This window comes from Burkholderia sp. 3C, assembly GCF_054589155.1.
Window position 1 is genome coordinate 1 of the sequence record NZ_BAAILN010000148.1, and the last position, 18,705, is coordinate 18,705.

An 18,705-nucleotide genomic window follows, 5' to 3' on the forward strand; every position below is an offset into this window, starting at 1 on the left:
ACATTTTGAAGCGCGTCAACTACTTTTTTCAGCGCTTCGATCAACAGACTGCATCGATCGAGTTCTTCACCAGTTCAAAGAAGCGGCCCAAATTTCGGCGCTCTCCTTGTCCTGCCTGGCTTCTCCTCCCGTTCTGCGTTTCCGTCATCGCGAGAGAGGCCGAATTCTAAGCAAGCTTTCCCGATCATGCAAGAGGGTTCGAGCATTTTTTTCGCATACCTCCTCCTTTCAGTCGCCGAGATCGATCTCGCTTGCGCCAGGACGCACGCTCGTTGGTGTGAACCGCAGCATCCGCCAGGAACGGACTAAAATGGCAGGTTCATCGCACCCACTCTAATATTGATCGAGATCTATGCGCCAGCGAACCGCCAAACGCCTTCCCCCCGATGCCGACAAACTGGTCGGCTTGTCGCTCGCGCTGTTCGCGTCCGGCAGTCGCGTCGAAGATCGGTTCTGGGAAGCGAAGCTCGACGCGCTGCTCACGAAGGTGATCCGCAACGGCAATCAGACGACCCTTGACGCGGCGCTCGACCATCTGCAACAGAACCATGCAGACGCCTACGGCGCACTCGCCGACATGGCCGAGACGCATAGCGAATCGCTGCTGCTCGAGCACGAAGGACAAACGCACGAAGCCCTGCTCGTCGCGATACCGATTCTCGCCTGGACGCGCTACATGATTCCGTCCGGCCCGCTCAAGACGGAAATCGCTGATGTGCTGCACACGCATCTGCAAGCACATGTACTGGCCGAACAGACGCACGTGGCGCTCGCGCCGTTCCTCTACAGCATCGACCAGTTGCCGCGCCATCACGTCGAGGCCTACCGCCTCACGCAGCAGTTGGCGCAAGCCGCATTGGGCGGCCAAACGCCGCGCATCAACTTTGGCGACCTGCCCGAGACATCCCCGATCCTCGCCGATCCGCGCTTCCTGCTCGCCGTCGTGGCCGCGCCGGCCGGTTCGGCCATGTTCCGCTGGCAGGAAGAAGATCAGGGCGCGCGTATCGAGCGCGGCCAGTGTCTCGAACAATGGACGGGCCAGGGCGGCGCCAATCTGTCCGTCGCGTTGCCGGGCTGCGAATTCGAGTGCCTGCTGCCGGATGCCTATTACTCGGCCTGCCGCGACGCCGACGAACGCGTTCGCCCACACACCGTGCGCACGGCGACCCGCTATCTGTTCGATACGATCGGTGCGGCACCGCAAGAGCTGCGCGCAGTGGTTGCAGGGTTCGGCGAGCGACGCATTGACGAATATCGAATCGGCTTCACCCGCCGCGGCAGCAACGACGTGATCTACGGCGTCGTGTGGCCGCTCTACGGACGCGAGAACGGTGATGTCGCGGCCGAAGACACGATGATCGACGCGGACACGCCAATCGACGGCCCGCTCGAGGAAATCGTCTCGCTGCTCAAGGAAACGGGCGTGACCGACATCCGCCGCCATGCCGGCCGCTTCGAACCGGAATACTGCGACGACTGCGGCGTTCCGCTCTATGCCGACCCGCTTGGCGAAATTGTCCACGCAGAAATGCCGGAAGATGCATCGCCGGCACAGCCGCACTTCCACTGAGCCGTCGACCCTCGGCCGTACTTCGCCGTGACAAAGAGCCGCCGACTAGGCGGCTCTTTTTTTTCACATACTTGCGATTCTTCCTATGACTTTCAGCTAGGCCGACACGACCCAGGCGTTTTGTCATCATGGCCGGGACGCTACATCGTCATCCATCAATAACGCGAACAAGGAGGCAGAGATGAGATTCATGGTGTTGAGTCCGGATGCGGAACGCCGCGATGGCTTGAAGGCACTGTTACGTCAGATCGATCGGCGCAGCGGTTGCAGCGATGCAAGGGATTGGCGGCAAGCGATGCGCCTGGTCAAGCAGGGCAGCTTCGACCTGATCGTCGTGGATGCACCGAAGGGCCTGCGACTCGACGATCTTCGCGCGCTCTGCGACGCCTGCGCACCCACACCGGTGGCCGTACTGATCGATGCCACCTCGCGCGAAGAAGCGCGGCAGCAATTCGCCACGGGTGCACAAGGCATCGTGCCGCGCAACATGGGTTCGCATCTCGTGATACGTGCGTTTGAAATGGTGCTGCTCGGCGGTTACTACGTCCCGCCCGGCGCGCTTGATCTGATCGAAACGCAGGTCGACGGTGCCCGCACCGCACACATCGTCAACCGCATCCCGCTACGTCGCAGGCCAACGGTCGGCACGCTGTCTCCGCGACAAGCGCAGATCATGCGCTTCGTCCATATGGGCAATACCAACAAAATGATTGCACGCACGCTCGGCATCAGCGAGGGCACGGTCAAGATTCACCTGGCCAGTATTTTCCAACAGCTCGGTGCGGCGAACCGCGCCGCTGCCGTCGCCATCTACAATGGCTGGCTACCGCCACATCTCGAAGTACTGACCACCCAGCCACAAGGCTTTCCGCGGCCGGTGCTCGGCGCACCAGGGGTCATTCCGTTGCGTGGCAAAAAGTATCCAATGAGCGCCTGCGAGGGCCCGCATGCACCGATGCCAATGGCGGCCGAATCCGCACCGACGACGCTGAAACGCAACACCTGACGGCCGGACGGACGTCGAATCGGTTCCCATTTTTTAGCTTCAACGAGTAATATTAAAACCATGGGTTTCCTGTACACGCCGCTTCCGCTTTGGGTCGCTGCCGGTGGCTGGATCGCTGCCGGGGTGCTGCTCGCGCTCGCGCTGTGGAAACGTCCGTTCCATCGCCTGAAGGATCCAACGCTGCAACACGTCTGGTGCGCCTTGATCGCCACCATTACCGTGCTGTGGGCATCGAATGCATGGCTCGACGACGGTCTGGTCATGCATCTGCTTGGCGCGACGTTGATCGCCACGTTGTTTGACTGGACACTCGCGCTGGTCGCCATGAGCGCGGTCACCGGCATCGCCGCCGTCGTCTTCGATGCAACCTGGCAAGGCATCGGCATCACCTATCTCGTCTATGGCGCACTTCCGGTTGCCGTGTCCACGCTGATGCAGCGTGCAGCGACGGCCTGGTTGCCGCACAACCTGCTCACCTTCATCGTCGGGCAGGGCTTCGTCGCACCGGCCGTGACGATCATTGCCGTGGCGGCAGCCGCAGCCGGCGTGCAGATCGGGCTGGCTGATGGATCGACACTCGTGATGCCGGCAGGCTACGGCCTGAACACCGTGCTGCTTGCACTCGGCGAAGCCTGGTTCACCGGCATGGCCACCGCCCTGATCGCAATCTACAAGCCCGAATGGGTCACCACGTTCGATGTGCGCCGTTACCGGCTCGGCGGCCCGAGAGCCTGACGTCTGCCCACCGCACCGCCACATTTCCGCTTCATGACATTTCGCCTTCACCCTCGAATGGATCGCGGCATGTCAAAAAAATTGCGCTAAGATTGAACTCTTGTTCTTCGCCGGGCATCTTACGTGCCCGGTGTCTTCACTCCGCACTCTCAAATTCCTGATGGACAGCTTCCCCGCCCAGCGTCTTTTTGGCGTGTTCGGCAAGCTGGCAGCCTGTGTCGCAGGCCTGTCGCTTGCGCTTTCCGCCCCCGCCTATGCCGATCTGCTCGATCAGCGCACCGAACTGATCAACAAGTACATCACCGAGATGCACGCCGATCCGCTCGTCGCCGATTGCGCCGCGCACGGCAACTTTATCGCCAGCACCTCGTCGGCATTCGATCACGTCGAATTTCCGCCCAGCGCCTTCGACAGCAACAACGCTACCGTTACGCCGTGGAACGATTCGTTCGACGAAGGCAAGCAACGTGTGAAGGTCGACAATATCGTGACCATCGAAGGGCTCGGCATTCCGCAGAACGGCGGCGATCCCTCCACGCTGAAGTTCCGCTGCGGCTATGTGGGCAGCCAGATGCTTGCATTCGGCTGGAACGATCCGGTTCCGCCCGCCAAGCCGCGCGTCGAGCGCACGAGTTCGTCGAAGCGCGTCGTCCACGGCCGGCACGTCAAGTCGAAGACGAAAGCCAAGGCCGGCAGCAAATCCACGCACAAGGGCGGCACGGTCAAGAAATCGGCAAGCTCGAAGAAGGTCGTGAAGAAGAAGCCCGCGTCGAAGAAATAAGCCGGTGCGCGCCGCAGCGGCGCAGGCCCGGTTCAGCAAACGAAAAGGCCGGAATGTTTTGACATTCCGGCCTTTTGCTTTCAGCACGCCCGATCGATCAAGCGAAACGCTGCACGTGATTGAGAATCGGCAGCAGCATGGCGGCACCCAGCGAGGCACTTCGCTCACCGTTCCAACCCACGCGCTCGTCAGGCAGATTGGCGTTGTCCTTGAACGGCATTTCGAGCGTCAGTGACAGGCAGCCGAATGCGTGGCCGATATACTTCGACGCCAGCTTCAACGCATCCTCGCGATACTTGCTGGCCGGATAGCCATATTCATCTTGAAAATCCGGGCTCGCCTGCTTGAATGCCGCGATGAACGCGTCCTGCTCCTCGCGCTGGCGATCGGTGAAGCCCGGCAGCATCTCCGAACCGGCCACGAACACGTAGGGCAGATCCTCGTCGCCGTGGATATCGAAGAACATGTCGCAGCCGATCCCGTGAATCGCATCGCGCACCACCAGCACCTCGGGGCTGCGCGCCGCATCGGGTTCCATCCACTCGCGATTCAGGTTGGCGCCAACGGCATTGGTGCGCAGGTTGCCATGCACGCTGCCGTCCGGGTTCATGTTCGAGACGATGTAAAACGTCGCGTGATCGTAGAGCTTGCGCGCCACCGCGTCGCCGGCCCAGTCGCCCCAGCCGGCCAGGCGCTTGACGAGCCCCTCGACAAACCACTCGGCCATCGATTCGCCGGGATGCTGGCGCGCGATGATCCAGACTTTCTTCTTCGCGCCCGTTTCGTCGGGCGTGCCCAGCACCAGCAGCGACATCGGCCGGCCTTCCACGGTACGGCCGAGATCGACCACGTTGGCCTGCGGCATCTGCTGCACCGCGCCGAGGAACTCGGCATGGCGCTCCTCGCCGTACGGCTCGAAGTACGCGTAGTAGATGCTGTCGAAATCGGGGGTGTGATCGATCGTCATCACGGTGCCGTCGAACTCGGTCGGTACACGGAACCAGTTCACGCGGTCATAGCTCGCGACCGCGCGGTAGCCACGCCAGCCGGCCGGGTAGGCGCTCTCGTGCGCGTTCTCGAAACGCATCACGCAACGCTCGCCTCGCGCGCCCGACAGGCGGAAATAGAACCACTGCGCGAACGCCGACTGATTGTCGCTGCGAATGCGCAGGCGGATCGCGTCGGGGCTGTCGCACGACACGACATCGATCGCGCCGGCGTCGAACTGGGTGGAAATCGACAGCGTCATCTTGTCTCCTGGAAGCGGCGCCCTCGTGAGGCCCCGTGAAAATTCAATCCGCGACGGCCGCCGCGTGGATCACGCGTCAAGCCGGCGACGGAACACATAAGTGGAATCGTTCGACGCGGACGCTTCGAACGCATAGCCTTCCTCTGCGAAATCGCGCAGCCGCTCGGCCGAGGCGATCCGGTTCGTGACCGCGTAACGCGCCATCAGGCCGCGCGCCCGCTTGGCATGGAAGCTGATGATCTTGTAGCGGCCGCCCTTCCAATCTTCGAACACGGGCGTGATGATCGGCGCGTCGAGCAGCTTCGGCTTGACCGACTTGAAGTACTCGGTCGAAGCGCAGTTCACGAGCACGCGCGAATCGGCGGTGCGCGCGGCGAGCTGAGTGTTCAGCGCGCGCGTGATGCGCTCGCCCCAGAACGCGTAGAGATCCTTGCCGCGCGGGTTTTCGAAACGCGTGCCCATTTCGAGCCGGTACGGCTGCAGCAGATCGAGCGGACGCAGCAGGCCGTACAGCCCGGACAGCACACGCACGTGCTGCTGCGCGTAATCCAGATCGGCGGCCGACAGCGAGCGCGCGTTGAACCCCTCGTACACGTCGCCGTTGAACGCGAGCACCGCCTGCTTGGCGTTGTCGGTCGTGAACTGGCGAGACCAGTCGGCGTAACGCTGGAAATTGAGGTGAGCGAGCGGGTCCGAAATGTCCATCAGCGAGGCAATCTGCTGAGGCGACAATTTTCGCAATCCATCGATCAACTGGGCCGCCTCGTCGACGAAATCGGGCAGCGTATGCGTCGGGATATGGGGCGGGGTCTCGTAATCGAGCGATTTCGCGGGGGAGAGAACGATTATCATGGAGGCTCGCCGGCACGCGCTAAGGTGCCGTCAGACAAAAATCACCGATTGTAACGAATGCCCAGCCCCAACGCTCCGCGAGACGGGCGCCGCGTCGTGCTCGACTCGAATGTCTGGATCGATATCCTCGTGTTCGACGACCCGGCCACGCGCCCTATCCGCACTGCCCTCGAAAACGGCACGCTGGTCGCGCTGATCGATGCGCGCTGCCTGAGGGAACTCGAACGCGTGCTCGATTATCCGCAGTTCGCGCCACGCCAGATCGACAAGCCCGCCGCCCTGGCCGTCGTCGTGCGGCTCACGCAGCAGGTCGACACCTCGGCGCCCCTGCCCGACGACGCACTGCCGTTGCCGAAATGCCGCGATCGCGACGATCAGAAATTTCTCGATCTCGCGCGCGCCGTCGAAGCCGACTGGCTCGTCTCCAAGGATCGCGACTTGCTGAAGCTGTCGCGCCGCACCGAACGCGATTTCGGGTTCCGGATTCTGCAGCCGGCACCGTTCGTCGTCGCGTGCGGGCTGATGCCAACCGAACCGGCGCCCGCCTGACGGCGCGCCGCCGCACCGGAACACGAACCACCGCCGCCCTTTCAACGAATCGAACCGAACGCCCGACACACGATGAACGCACCGTCCGCCACGCCCGTCACGCCTGCCGTCGTTTCCCGCCTGCCGCAGGTCGGCACCACGATCTTCACCGTCATGAGTGCGCTTGCCACGGAAAAAGGCGCGGTGAATCTCGGCCAGGGCTTTCCCGATTTCGACTGCGACCCGAAGATCGTCGACGCGGTGGCCAATGCCATGCGCGACGGCCACAACCAATACCCGCCGATGACGGGCGTGGCCCCGCTGCGCGAAGCGATCGCCGACAAGATCGAGCAGATCTACGGCCGGCGCTACGACCCGGCCACCGAAATCACCGTGACGGCCGGCGCGACCCAGGCGCTGCTCACCGCGATCCTCTGCGCCGTGCACCCGGGCGACGAGGTGATCGTGGTCGAGCCGACCTACGACAGCTACCTGCCTTCGATCGAACTGGCGGGCGGCAAGCCGGTGTTCGTCACGCTCGACGCGCCCGATTACGCGATCCCGTTCGACAAGCTGGCCGCGGCCGTCACGCCGAAAACGCGCCTGATCCTGATCAACACGCCGCACAACCCGACCGGCACGGTCTGGCGCGAATCGGACATGCGCCAGCTCGAAGCCATCGTGCGCGGCACCGAGGTGCTGATCGTGTCCGACGAGGTGTACGAGCACATGGTGTACGACGGCGCGCGGCACGAAAGCGTTGCGCGCTACCCGGAGCTGGCCGCGCGCAGCTTCATCGTGTCGAGCTTCGGCAAGACCTATCACGTCACGGGCTGGAAAGTCGGCTACGTAGCCGCGCCGGCGCCGCTGATGGCCGAATTCCGCAAGGTCCATCAGTTCAACGTGTTCACGGTCAATACGCCGATGCAGGTCGGCCTGGCGGCTTATCTGCGCGACCCGGCGCCGTACCTCACGCTGCCGGCGTTCTACCAGAAGAAGCGCGACCTGTTCCGCGCCGGGCTGGCATCGACGCGCTTCAAGCTGCTGCCGTGCACGGGCACCTACTTCCAGTGCGTCGACTACTCGGCGATCAGCGATCTGCCCGAAGCCGAATTCGCCCAATGGCTGACGACGGAGATCGGCGTCGCGGCGATCCCCGTGTCGGCGTTCTATCACGAGCCGCACGAATCGGGCGTGGTGCGCTTCTGCTTCGCCAAGCGCGAAGACACGCTCGCCACCGCACTCGAGCGCCTGTCCAGGCTCTGATCCCGAACCCCTCAACGCTTGACGGCCGCCGCCTCCAGGTAGGCCTTGCGGTCCGCGCTCACGCGCCGGGCCGCGGGCCGCTCGCCAATCAGCTTCGTGTACGCCTTCCAGTCGATGCCCGCCTCGACGACGAAATCGCGCCCGTACACGGCCTTGGTCGCCAGCCCGACCAGCGGCAGGTGAATATAGGCGGCCACGTCGGCCATCCCGTACGTTTCGCCGAACACGTAGGGCGCGAACTGCGTCATCTGCCGCAGCACCGCCAGCGCACGACTCAGGCGCGCCTCGGCCTGATGAAGGAGGTCGTCGTTGACGACACGGCCGTAGAACGCCTGCGGATACAGATCGCGCACCACCCATTCGAGATACAGCTCGATGAAGATCGTCAGCTCGCGTACCTTCGCAGCCTCGAACGGATCGGCCGGGTAAAGTCCTTTGTCGGGAAAGCGCGCCGCCAGATAATCGACGATCGCCTGCGATTCCGACAACGCGCCCTGCTCGGTGCGCAGAAACGGCACCTTGCCGAACGGCGACGCGGCCAGTGCATCGGCATCGCGCAGCGGCAAGGAAAAAAGCTGCTCGTCGAACGGGATCTCGTGATCGAGCATCACGAGCTTCACCTTGTTGTAGTAATTCGATACCGGCAAACCACACAACTGCAGCATCGTCGTTCTCCTGTCCTGGCTGGGTCGAAACGCGGGCCGGCTCGCGATGCCGGCAGCCCGTCATGCCGTGCCGAATAGCACGTGCGTGCTAGTCTAAAGCACTTCGCAGAACCAACGACCGGGCGCACGGCGCCGACCCGCCGCCGCGCCGGCCATGAGACAGCCTTCCAGGAGACACCCCGCATGAGCGCCGAACTGCTCGCATCCCGCCCCGTCGAAAGCGAATCGACACTCGTCCTGACGCTCTCCAACCCCGGTGCGCGCAACGCCCTGCATCCCGACATGTACGCGGCCGGCCTCGAAGCGATGAATACCGCCGAGCGCGATCCGTCGATCCGCGCCGTTGTGCTGACCGGCGCGGACCGCTTCTTCTGCGCGGGCGGCAACCTGAATCGATTGCTCGAAAACCGCGCGAAGGACCCGACCGTACAAGCCGACAGCATCGATCTGCTCGGCGAATGGATCACCGCGATCCAGACGGCAACCAAGCCCGTCATCGCGGCCGTGGAAGGCGCCGCGGCCGGCGCCGGTTTTTCGTTGACGCTGGCCTGCGACCTGATCGTGGCCGCCGACGACGCGAAGTTCGTCATGTCGTACGCCCGCGTGGGTCTGACACCGGACGGCGGCGGCTCGTGGTTCCTGGCGCGCGCCTTGCCGCGCCCGCTGGCCACGGAAATCCTGATCGAGGGCAAGCCCGTCGCAGCGAAACGGCTGCATGATCTCGGCGTCGTCAACCGCATCGCGCGTGCCGGTTCGGCGCTCGGCGACGCCATCGCCTGGGCCGACGAACTCGGCCGCGTTTCGCCGAACGCCGTGGCGCGCATCAAGGCACTCCTGGCCGATGCGCCCGGGCACACGCTGGCCGCGCATCTGGTGGCCGAGCGTGATCAGTTCGTCGCGTCGCTGCGCCACGCGGATGCGCTTGAAGGCATCACGGCCTTTCTCGAGAAACGGCCGCCCGTCTATCACCGCTGATTCCACCATGACCCAATACATCCTGCCGAAACGCCGCCGTATCTATCTGATGCGTCACGGCGACGTGACCTATTTCGATAGCACGCAACAACCGATCGATCCCGATACCGTCCCGCTCAACGACCACGGCCGCACGCAGGCGCGCGCGGCGGGGCGGGCGTTCGCCGCACAATCGATCCGCTTCGATCGCGTCATCACGAGCGGCCTGAAGCGCACTGTCGAAACGGCATCGCGGGTGCTGGAAGAAACGGGGCAAGCCATCGAGATCGAGATCCAACCGGCCTGGCGCGAGATTCGCGGCGGCCATCTGGCCGACGTGCCCGCCGAAGAGGTGCAAGCCGCCTTCATCGACGCGCTCGACGGCGTCGTGCCCGAGCACATCGCGTTTCTCGGCGGCGAAACGATCGGGGAATTGCTCGACCGCGTGTTGCCGGCGCTGGCCGCGCTGCGCGCCGACCCGGGCTGGGACACGGCCTTGCTGGTACTGCATGGCGGTGTCAATTGCGCCCTGCTCTCGCATGCGATGCTGCCCGAGCAGCGGCTCTTCATCGGCCGCTTCGCGCAGTCCACCGCCTGCATCAACGTGCTCGACGTCGGCGAGCACGCGCACGACTGGGTGATCCGCCAGATCAACTACACGCCGCCCGACGCCCTGCATCGCGACGCCCGCAATACCACGATGGAAGTGCTATACCACCAGTTCACCCTGGCGAACGCGGCCCACTGAGCCCGCCCGCGCCCCGGAGGAAAGGATGACGCAAGCGCAGCAACCGGAAGCGAATCCGGACCCGAACGACTATTCCGCCTTCGAGGGCACGATGCCCGTCGGCGCGGCGCATCGCATCGATCTCGCCACGCTCGACGCCTGGCTCGCCGGCCATCTCGACGGCTACGCCGGCCCACTGACGATCGAGCAGTTCCGCGGCGGCCAGTCGAACCCCACGTATCGGCTCGTGACGCCGGCACGCCGCTACGTGCTGCGTGCGAAACCGGCGCCGGCCGCCAAACTGCTGCCGTCCGCACATGCGATCGACCGCGAATACCGCGTGATGGCGGCCCTCGCCAATACCGATGTGCCGGTGCCGCAGATGCTCGCGCTCTGCGAGGACGAATCGGTCATCGGTCGCGCGTTCTACGTGATGAGTTGCGTCGAAGGCCGCGTGCTGTGGAATCCGTCGCTGCCGGGCATGACGCAGGCCGACCGCGCGGCCCACTACGACGAGATGAACCGCGTGATCGCCACGCTGCACGCGCTCGATCCGCAAGCGCTCGGCCTCGGCGATTACGGCAAGCCCGGCAACTATTTCGCACGGCAGATTGCGCGCTGGAGCAAGCAGTACGCCGCCACCGAAACCGAGCCGATCGAAGCGATGCACCGCCTGATCGACTGGCTGCCGCAACATATCCCGGCCACCGATGCCGGGCAGGAGCGCAGCGCGATCGTCCATGGCGATTTCCGGCTCGACAACCTGATCTTCGCGCCCGACGCGTCGCGCGTGCTCGCCGTGCTCGATTGGGAACTGTCGACGCTCGGCAATCCGCTTGCCGATTTCGCCTATCACTGCATGACGTGGCACAACGAGCCGGGCCGCTTCCGCGGAATCGCCGGGCTCGACTGGGCGGCGCTCGGCATTCCCGACGAACGGCATACGATCGCCCGCTACGTCGAACGCACCGGCTTCGCGATCGATGGCGACTGGCACTTCTACCTGGCCTACAACATGTTCCGGATCGCCGCGATCCTGCAGGGGATCATGAAGCGCGTAGCCGACGGCACCGCGTCGAGCGCACGCGCCCTCGATGCCGGCCGGCAGGCCCGGCCGATGGCAGAACTGGCCTGGCGCTACGCACAGCGTGTGCACTGAACCGTGCTCTCTCCTGACGTATCACCCCGTTTCACCCGCTTCCGATTGCCCGCTCCGATGCAGATGAACGTCCCACTCCAGCGAGGTTGCGATGGATTTCGATGACTCCCCGACGGTCGACGTACTGCGCGAGCGGTTGCTCGCCTTCTTCGATAGCCATATCTACCCGAACGAACGCGCCTTCCAGGACGAAATCGCGCGCAACCGGCACGACGGCAACGCTTGGCAGCCTGTGAGCCTGCTCGACACGCTGAAGAACGAAGCGCGAGCGGCCGGCCTCTGGAACCTGTTCCTGTCGGCATCCGACCGCGGCGCGGGCCTGTCGAATCTCGACTACGCGCCGCTGTGCGAAATCATGGGCCGCGTGCCGTGGTCGCCCGAGGTGTTCAACTGCAACGCGCCCGACACCGGCAACATGGAAACCCTCGAGCGCTACGCCACCGACGAGCAGAAACGGATGTGGCTGGACCCGCTGCTCGACGGCACGATCCGTTCGGCGTTCCTGATGACCGAGCCGGAAGTGGCGTCGTCGGACGCGACCAATATCCGCACGCGTATCGAACGCGACGGCGACGCGTATATCGTCAACGGCCACAAATGGTGGTCGTCGGGCGCGGGCGATCCGCGCTGCAAGCTCTACATCGTGATGGGCAAGACCGATCCCGATGCGCCTCGCCATGCCCAGCAGTCGATGATCCTCGTGCCGTCGGACGCGCCCGGCGTGACCGTGCATCGGCCGCTGACCGTGTTCGGCTACGACGACGCACCGCACGGCCATATGGAAATCACGCTCGACAACGTGCGCGTACCGGCCGCCAACCTGCTGCTCGGCGAGGGCCGCGGCTTCGAGATCGCGCAGGGCCGTCTCGGGCCGGGCCGAATCCACCACTGCATGCGCCTGATCGGCCTGGCCGAACGCGCGCTCGAACTGATGTGCCGGCGGGTCTTGGCACGCGTGGCGTTCGGCAAGCCGGTCGCCGAGCAGACGGTCACGCAGGAGCGCATCGCCGAGGCGCGCTGCCTGATCGATCAGGCGCGGCTGCTGACCTTGAATGCCGCCTGGAAGATGGACCGCGCCGGCAACAAGGCCGCGCGTCGCGAGATCGCAATGATCAAGGTGGTGGCGCCGAACATGGCGTGCCAGGTCATCGACTGGGCGATTCAGGCCCACGGCGGCGGCGGGGTCAGCGACGATTTTCCGCTCGCCTATGCCTATGCGTCGGCGCGCACGCTGCGCTTTGCCGACGGCCCGGACGAAGTGCATCGCAACGCCATCGCGAAGCTCGAACTGGCGCGCTACACAACGGCGTAGGCAGCGAAATGGGCATCACGAACGCGCGCCGGCCGGGCGCGCGTTGCCATTCATCCCGCCATCAGAACAGATGCAGGGTGATGAATTCGGCCGCGCAGGCCAGCGCCGGTTCGCCGGTCGAATCCACCTGCACCGCCACCGACCACGCGCATTGCAGGCCGCCCTGCTTGCTGTCGGTTGCCGTCTTGACCGAGAACAGGCCGCGCACTTTCGCGCCCACCGGCACCGGCCGCAGGAAACGCACACGGTTCAGCCCGTAGTTCACGCCCATGCGCTGCTCGAATTCGATCGCATCGGTCATCAGCGACGGAATCAACGACAGCGTCAGGAAGCCATGCGCGATCGGCGCACCGAACGGCGATTCGCGCGAGGCCCGCTCGGGGTCGACGTGGATCCATTGATGATCGTCAGTTGCGTCGGCGAAACGGTTCACGCGCTCCTGATCAACGGTGATCCAGCGGCTCGCGAAGCCATCCGCGCCGACCAGTGCGCGCAGCGCCTCGATCGACGCAATGCGCGGCCGCTCCGGATTCAATTCGGGCTTCGTTTCGGGCGCGCCGCTCATACCGCCGCCTGCGGGTTGCGCAGCCCGAAAATGATCTTCGAGCGCACCGTGATCACGGTTTCGCCTTGCTCATCGGTGCCGATCCATTCGGTCGTCGCGATGCCGCGATCCGGACGGCTCGCCGACAGCCGCTTGTCGAGAACGCGCTGCTGCATCGTGATCGTCGCGCCGGCCCGCACCGGCTTGATCCAGCGAATCTCCTCGATGCCGGGCGATCCCATGCTGGTCGAATCATGCAGCACGTTGCGCACCAGCATGCCCATGAACACCGAGCAGGTGTGCCAACCACTCGCCACCAAACCGCCGAACGGCGAGGCCTTGCCTGCCGCTTCATCGAGATGGAACGGCTGTGGATCGAAACGCTGCGCGAAATCGATGATTTCTTCCGGCGTGAACGTGTGTTTGCCTATCTCGGTCAACGTGCCGACTTCCAGGTCTTCATAACCGAACGTCATGCTGATATCTCCTGTCGGGTTGCGCGGCTTCGGGCCGCATCGTCGTATCGAATTCCAAGCCGTGCAGCAACGCCGTGCATCGTCGGCTCGGGTCGTGAAAGTGCGGAGGGAAAGCGTGTGAGGCGACGCGCGCGGCCGATGGGCCTCACGCTGCATTGAAGCGGCAACGCAGGACGCGCCGCCGACAGAACATCATCCGGATCCATATCGTGTCTCCTGGCCGCTGGCCTTGGGCTGTGCCCGAAAGACACGCGCTGATCAGGATCGGATCATTGCAATGGCTCTTTCAGGGCGGCCGGCACCGGCAGCGACATCACCTCGATGCCTTCTTCGACGAGTGCGCGGGCATCCTCGGGCGAGGTCACCCCGCGGATGTTGCGCGCGGGGGCTTCGTTGTAATGGATGCGCCGCGCTTCCTCGGCGAAGCGCTCGCCCACGTTCTCGGTCTTCTCCAGCACCTCGCGCAGCGTGCGCATCAACTGCGCCTGCATCTGCTGCGGATCGGCCGCCTGCGATTTGCCTTGCGTCGCGCCGGACAAATTCAAACGCGGCGCCGACGGCATCCGGTTGATCTCGGTCGCCCCACACACCGGGCATTCGACCAGCTTGCGGGACAGTTGAGATTCGAAATCGTCGGCGGACGCAAACCAGCCTTCGAAACGATGGCCGTGCGTGCACTGTAAATCGAGGACCTTCATGCTGAATCGGGGCGTTTCGCGAGTGTACGCGCAATCTGGAAGGAAAGAACGATCGTGCTAAATCACGGTCGGGGCTGCCGGGGAAGATCCGGCGTGGCTGGATTGTAGCCTGCGACGAAATTCGCCGCCGAGGCCGGCGCGAAAAATGGCGAGACAGGGATGGAGGCCGCGGCGGCCTATCGATGCACTTGCCGCCGGGCAAGCTGGCACGGCCATCTTCCTCGTCGCTCTGGCGCGGAAGACGGCGCGAACAGCGTAGGTCAGCCCTGCTCGGGCGTGCCGAGCGGCCAGGTGCCGGACAGCGCCTTTTCAAGCCACATGGTGCCGATGATCGTCTTCACGTCGCTGATCTTGCCCGTGCGGATCCACTCGAGCAGTTCAGGCACCGTGGCCGTGAACGTTTCGAGAAATTCGCCTTCGTCGAGCTGGCGCTCGCCGGCCGTCAGGCCCTTGGCGAGGTAGATGTCGATGAACTCGGTGGAATAGGAAATGATCGGGTGAATACGTGTCAGATAAACGTATTCGCGCGCGGAATAGCCGGTTTCCTCACGCAGCTCGCGGATCGCGCAAGCCAATGGCCCTTCTTGCGGATCGAGCTTGCCGGCAGGAAATTCGGCCATGACCTTGCCGATCGGATAGCGGAACTGGCTTTCCATCAACACGCGGCCGTCGTCGAACAGCGGGATCACCATCACCGCGCCCGGATGGCGGATGTACTCGCGCACCGCGTGCTTGCCGTCAGGCAGCCGCACAGTATCGCGTTTCACTTTCAGGAAATGGCCGTCGAGAATGGATTCGCTGTCGACGCAAACTTCGATCAGTTTGTCATCGTGATTCGGTAATTCGGCCATCGTCGGCTCCAGGGTTGGACGCGACGGCCGCAACCGTCAGCGTCGTTTGACGAGATATTGGAACGTGAAGCCGGGGAACGCGAACACCACGAACAGGCTGAACGTGATGGCGTAGAACTGCCAGCCCTGTTCGAAGCGGTTGCCGACTCGCGATTCAAGCCAGAAACCGAGCAGGCCGACCACGAAATACAGCACGATCATCTCGGCGATTCGCAGCCAGCCGTTCTTGCGCGGCGCACTGCCGGCCGGAATGAACGCGAACACCCGTTGATTCACGAACGGCAGGTTGGCGCCCGCGAGCGCCAACAATACGATGAACCAGCCTGCTGCCGACATTTACAGGGGCAGCGTATGGCTGATGGCTTGCAGGCAGACTTCCATCAGCCGGCCCGGCACAAGACCGAGCACGACCACGGCAACGCCATTGAACAGCAGCACGGCGCGGTTCGTCGCATCGCTCATGATCGGGTTCGTGTCCTGCGGCGCATCGAAGTACATCAGCTTCACGATACGCAGATAGTAGAACGCGCCGAACAACGAACTGATGACACCGAGGATCGCAAGCCAGGTCAGGCCGGCATTGATCGTCGCTTCGAGCACGGCCAGCTTGGCGTAAAAGCCCACCGTCGGCGGAATGCCGGCCAGCGAGAACATCATGACCATCATGACGAACGCGAACACCGGGCTGCGCTTGTTCAGGCCCTTGAAGTCGTCAAGCGTTTCGGCCTCGAAATCGCGGCGGGCCAGCAGCATGACGATGCCGAACGCGCCGAGCGTCGTGATCAGATACACGATCGAGTAGAACATCGCCGAGCTGTAGGCCGTGGCCGTGAACGCAGGGCTGCCCTTCACGACGCCCGAGAGCAGGCCGAGCAGCACGAAGCCCATGTTCGAGATCGCCGAATACGCCAGCATGCGCTTGACGTTGCGCTGGACGATACCGGTGATGTTGCCGACGATCAGCGACAGCGCGGCGAGAATCACCAGCATCTGCTGCCAATCGGCGGCCAGCGGCAGCAGGCCCATCACGAGCAGGCGCAGGCCCCAGGCGAACGCCGCCACCTTCGGGCCACCGCCGGTCAGCAGCGACATGGCCGTCGGCGCACCGTGGTACACGTCGGGCACCCACATATGGAACGGCACCGCGCCCAGCTTGAACGCCACGCCGGCCACGATGAAGACCACACCGAACAGCAACACGATGTCGTTGATGCGGCCCGACGCCACGGCGTTCAGCACGTCATGCAACTCGAGCGAGCCGGTCGCGCCGTACACCATCGAGATGCCGTACAGCACGAAACCCGAGGCCAGCGCGCCGAGCACGTAGTACTTCATGGCAGCTTCGCTCGACTGCTCGCCATCGCGGCGCAGCGCGATCATCGCGTAGAGCGAGAGCGACATCAGTTCCAGGCCGAGATACAGCGTCAGGAAGTTGTTGCCCGAGATCATCACGAGCTGGCCGAGCAACGAGAACATGCCCAGCAGGAACACGTCGCCGCGGAACAGGTCGCGATCGGCCAGATAGCGGCGCGAGTAGATCATTGAGGCAGCGTAGCCGAACGACACGGCCGACTTCATCACGCTGGCGAACGAATCCACCACGATCATTCGCGAGAAAAAGTAGTACTGGTGCGGATCGAGGGCCTGGACAGCAAACCACACACCGGCGACAACGGACGAGACGACCGCGATCAGATACGTGAGACGGCGGCCGGGCTCGCCGGAGATGGTGTCATTCAGCCACGCCACGATGATGGCGAACATCACGAGCGCGTCGGGCAACAGGACATTCATAGGTGCGTTTTGCATGGTCTTGGGTTCCTCCGCCCACACTTACTGCTGGGCCAGCGGCAGCTTGGATTGCGCAACGTGAGAGAGGAGATTTTCTACGGAAACGTGCATCACGTCGGTGAAGGGCTTCGGATACAGACCCATCAACAGCGTGAACGCGGCCAGCACGGCGAGCATCGAGAATTCACGCGCGCCGATATCCTTCAGCGTCGTTACCTTCTCGTTGACCACCTTGCCGAAATAGACGCGTTTATACATCCACAGCGTGTAGCCCGCGCCGAGAATCAGCGTGAAGCCCGCGCCGAACGCGATCCAGAAATTGAACTTCACCGAAGCGAGTATCACCATGAACTCGCCGACGAAGCCCGAGGTACCCGGCAGCCCGCAATTCGCCATGGCGAACAGCAGCGCGAAGGTCGCGAACTTGGGCATGACATTCACGACACCGCCGTAATCCGCGATATTGCGCGTATGCAGGCGATCGTACAACACGCCGATGCAAAGGAACATCGCGCCGGACACGAAACCGTGCGAGATCATCTGCACGATCGCGCCCTCGATGCCGAGCTGGCTGAAGATGAAGAAACCGAGCGTGACGAAGCCCATGTGCGCGATCGACGAATACGCGACGAGCTTCTTCATGTCGGTCTGCACCATCGCGACCAGCCCGATATAGATCACCGCGACGAGCGACAGCGCGATCACGACCGGGGCCAGATAGTGCGCCGCGTCGGGCGTGACCGGCAACGAAAAACGCAGGAAGCCGTAGGCGCCGAGCTTCAGCATGATCGCCGCCAGCACCACCGAACCGCCCGTGGGCGCCTCGACGTGCGCATCGGGCAGCCAGGTGTGAACGGGCCACATCGGCACCTTCACGGCGAACGCCAGGAAGAACGCGGCGAACAATAACAACTGCGGCGTCATCGCAAGCTTCGCGCTTTGCCAGGCCGCGAGATCGAAGGTATGCGTCTCGCGGTACAGGTAGATCAGCGCAACCAGCATCAGCAGAGAACCGGCCAGCGTATACAGGAAGAACTTGAAGGCCGCATAGACGCGGTTCGGGCCGCCCCAGACGCCGATGATGATGTACATCGGAATCAGCGTGGCCTCGAAGAACACGTAAAACAGCAGGCCGTCAGCCGCCGTGAACACGCCGATCATGATGCCGGACAGCATCAGGAACGAGGCGAGATACTGCGAGACGTTCTCGGTGATGACTTCCCAACCGGCGACAACGACGATGACGGTAATCAGCGCCGTCAGTACGACGAACCACATCGAAATGCCGTCGACGCCGAGGTGATAAGAAACATTGAAACGTTCTATCCAGACCGCGTTCTCCTCGAACTGGAGTGCAGCGGTACTGGGATCGAAACCGGTGACGAGCGGAATCGTGACAGCAAACCCGAGCAGCGAACCGATCAGCGCGACCCAACGGGCCACGCCGGGCTTCCGGTCCGTGCCCACGGCCAGAATAAGCAGGCCAAACACGATCGGAAGCCAAATGGCGGTACTGAGAATCGGAAATGCGGGCATGAGTG

General features: G+C 63.7%; 20 protein-coding genes. 10 read left to right on the top strand and 10 right to left on the bottom strand.

The window, feature by feature from the left end:
* Positions 1-352: 352 nt before the first annotated feature.
* The 4 genes from ACYP33_RS30195 (at position 353) to ACYP33_RS30210 (ending at position 4,092) form a co-directional block, all read left to right on the top strand.
* The gene (locus ACYP33_RS30195) at positions 353-1,570 is read left to right on the top strand and encodes a DUF2863 family protein (protein ID WP_414451386.1); all 1,218 of its coding nucleotides are present in this window, start codon (positions 353-355) and stop codon (positions 1,568-1,570) included.
* A gap of 181 nt (positions 1,571-1,751) precedes the next feature.
* Positions 1,752-2,576: a LuxR C-terminal-related transcriptional regulator gene (locus ACYP33_RS30200; protein WP_414451385.1), complete on the top strand. Its 825-nt coding sequence runs from the start codon at positions 1,752-1,754 to the stop codon at positions 2,574-2,576.
* A 60-nt stretch (positions 2,577-2,636) separates the two neighbouring features.
* Positions 2,637-3,311, top strand: coding sequence for an energy-coupling factor ABC transporter permease (locus tag ACYP33_RS30205; protein WP_414451384.1), 675 nt, complete (start codon positions 2,637-2,639; stop codon positions 3,309-3,311).
* 160 nt (positions 3,312-3,471) lie between these two features.
* Complete coding sequence (locus ACYP33_RS30210) at positions 3,472-4,092, top strand: BspC domain-containing protein (RefSeq protein ID WP_459624962.1); 621 nt, start codon at positions 3,472-3,474, stop codon at positions 4,090-4,092.
* Positions 4,093-4,189: 97 nt separating this feature from the next.
* Here ACYP33_RS30210 and ACYP33_RS30215 read toward each other — a convergent pair whose 3' ends face one another.
* Positions 4,190-5,341: a M14 family metallopeptidase gene (locus tag ACYP33_RS30215; RefSeq protein WP_459624963.1), complete on the bottom strand. Its 1,152-nt coding sequence runs from the start codon at positions 5,339-5,341 to the stop codon at positions 4,190-4,192.
* A gap of 69 nt (positions 5,342-5,410) precedes the next feature.
* Positions 5,411-6,193, bottom strand: coding sequence for a peroxide stress protein YaaA (yaaA, locus tag ACYP33_RS30220; protein ID WP_414451381.1), 783 nt, complete (start codon positions 6,191-6,193; stop codon positions 5,411-5,413).
* A gap of 57 nt (positions 6,194-6,250) precedes the next feature.
* Between yaaA and ACYP33_RS30225 the strand changes: the two genes are divergently transcribed.
* Together ACYP33_RS30225 and ACYP33_RS30230 are read left to right on the top strand one after the other, a co-directional pair.
* Entirely contained in the window at positions 6,251-6,742 is a 492-nt protein-coding gene (locus tag ACYP33_RS30225) for a putative toxin-antitoxin system toxin component, PIN family (protein WP_459624964.1), read from the top strand.
* Between the two features lie 72 nt (positions 6,743-6,814).
* A complete protein-coding gene (locus tag ACYP33_RS30230) occupies positions 6,815-7,987 on the top strand; it encodes a pyridoxal phosphate-dependent aminotransferase (protein ID WP_459624965.1) in 1,173 nt (390 codons plus the stop codon).
* An 11-nt stretch (positions 7,988-7,998) separates the two neighbouring features.
* Here ACYP33_RS30230 and ACYP33_RS30235 read toward each other — a convergent pair whose 3' ends face one another.
* Positions 7,999-8,652, bottom strand: a complete 654-nt coding sequence (locus ACYP33_RS30235) for a glutathione S-transferase family protein (RefSeq protein ID WP_414442624.1) — start codon at positions 8,650-8,652, stop codon at positions 7,999-8,001.
* A gap of 183 nt (positions 8,653-8,835) precedes the next feature.
* Here ACYP33_RS30235 and ACYP33_RS30240 point away from each other — a divergent pair, with 183 nt between their 5' ends.
* The 4 genes from ACYP33_RS30240 to ACYP33_RS30255 all read left to right on the top strand — a co-directional run bounded on the left by ACYP33_RS30240 (position 8,836) and on the right by ACYP33_RS30255 (position 12,804).
* Positions 8,836-9,627 carry an oxepin-CoA hydrolase, alternative type gene (locus ACYP33_RS30240; RefSeq protein WP_459624966.1) on the top strand — a complete coding sequence of 264 codons (792 nt, stop codon included), beginning with the start codon at positions 8,836-8,838 and terminating at the stop codon, positions 9,625-9,627.
* A gap of 7 nt (positions 9,628-9,634) precedes the next feature.
* Positions 9,635-10,354, top strand: coding sequence for a histidine phosphatase family protein (locus ACYP33_RS30245; protein WP_459624967.1), 720 nt, complete (start codon positions 9,635-9,637; stop codon positions 10,352-10,354).
* 25 nt (positions 10,355-10,379) lie between these two features.
* Positions 10,380-11,492 (top strand): phosphotransferase, encoded by a 1,113-nt coding sequence (locus ACYP33_RS30250; RefSeq protein ID WP_459624969.1) that lies wholly within the window; start codon positions 10,380-10,382, stop codon positions 11,490-11,492.
* Positions 11,493-11,583: 91 nt separating this feature from the next.
* Positions 11,584-12,804: an acyl-CoA dehydrogenase family protein gene (locus tag ACYP33_RS30255; protein WP_414451374.1), complete on the top strand. Its 1,221-nt coding sequence runs from the start codon at positions 11,584-11,586 to the stop codon at positions 12,802-12,804.
* A 61-nt stretch (positions 12,805-12,865) separates the two neighbouring features.
* Here the strand turns inward: ACYP33_RS30255 and ACYP33_RS30260 are convergent, their stop codons facing one another.
* The 7 genes from ACYP33_RS30260 to ACYP33_RS30290 all read right to left on the bottom strand — a co-directional run bounded on the left by ACYP33_RS30260 (position 12,866) and on the right by ACYP33_RS30290 (position 18,700).
* Complete coding sequence (locus tag ACYP33_RS30260) at positions 12,866-13,369, bottom strand: MaoC family dehydratase (protein WP_414451373.1); 504 nt, start codon at positions 13,367-13,369, stop codon at positions 12,866-12,868.
* Entirely contained in the window at positions 13,366-13,824 is a 459-nt protein-coding gene (locus ACYP33_RS30265) for a MaoC family dehydratase (protein ID WP_414442630.1), read from the bottom strand. The genes ACYP33_RS30260 and ACYP33_RS30265 overlap by 4 nt, the downstream gene beginning before the upstream one ends.
* A 269-nt stretch (positions 13,825-14,093) precedes the next feature.
* Positions 14,094-14,522 carry a DUF1178 family protein gene (locus ACYP33_RS30270; RefSeq protein ID WP_414442631.1) on the bottom strand — a complete coding sequence of 143 codons (429 nt, stop codon included), beginning with the start codon at positions 14,520-14,522 and terminating at the stop codon, positions 14,094-14,096.
* Positions 14,523-14,782: 260 nt separating this feature from the next.
* A complete protein-coding gene (locus ACYP33_RS30275; protein ID WP_414451372.1) occupies positions 14,783-15,373 on the bottom strand; it encodes an NUDIX domain-containing protein in 591 nt (196 codons plus the stop codon).
* 36 nt (positions 15,374-15,409) lie between these two features.
* Positions 15,410-15,709, bottom strand: coding sequence for a DUF2818 family protein (locus ACYP33_RS30280; RefSeq protein WP_459624972.1), 300 nt, complete (start codon positions 15,707-15,709; stop codon positions 15,410-15,412).
* Positions 15,710-17,182, bottom strand: a complete 1,473-nt coding sequence (gene nuoN / locus ACYP33_RS30285; protein ID WP_414442634.1) for an NADH-quinone oxidoreductase subunit NuoN — start codon at positions 17,180-17,182, stop codon at positions 15,710-15,712.
* A gap of 24 nt (positions 17,183-17,206) precedes the next feature.
* Positions 17,207-18,700: an NADH-quinone oxidoreductase subunit M gene (locus ACYP33_RS30290; RefSeq protein WP_414442635.1), complete on the bottom strand. Its 1,494-nt coding sequence runs from the start codon at positions 18,698-18,700 to the stop codon at positions 17,207-17,209.
* Positions 18,701-18,705: the final 5 nt, after the last annotated feature.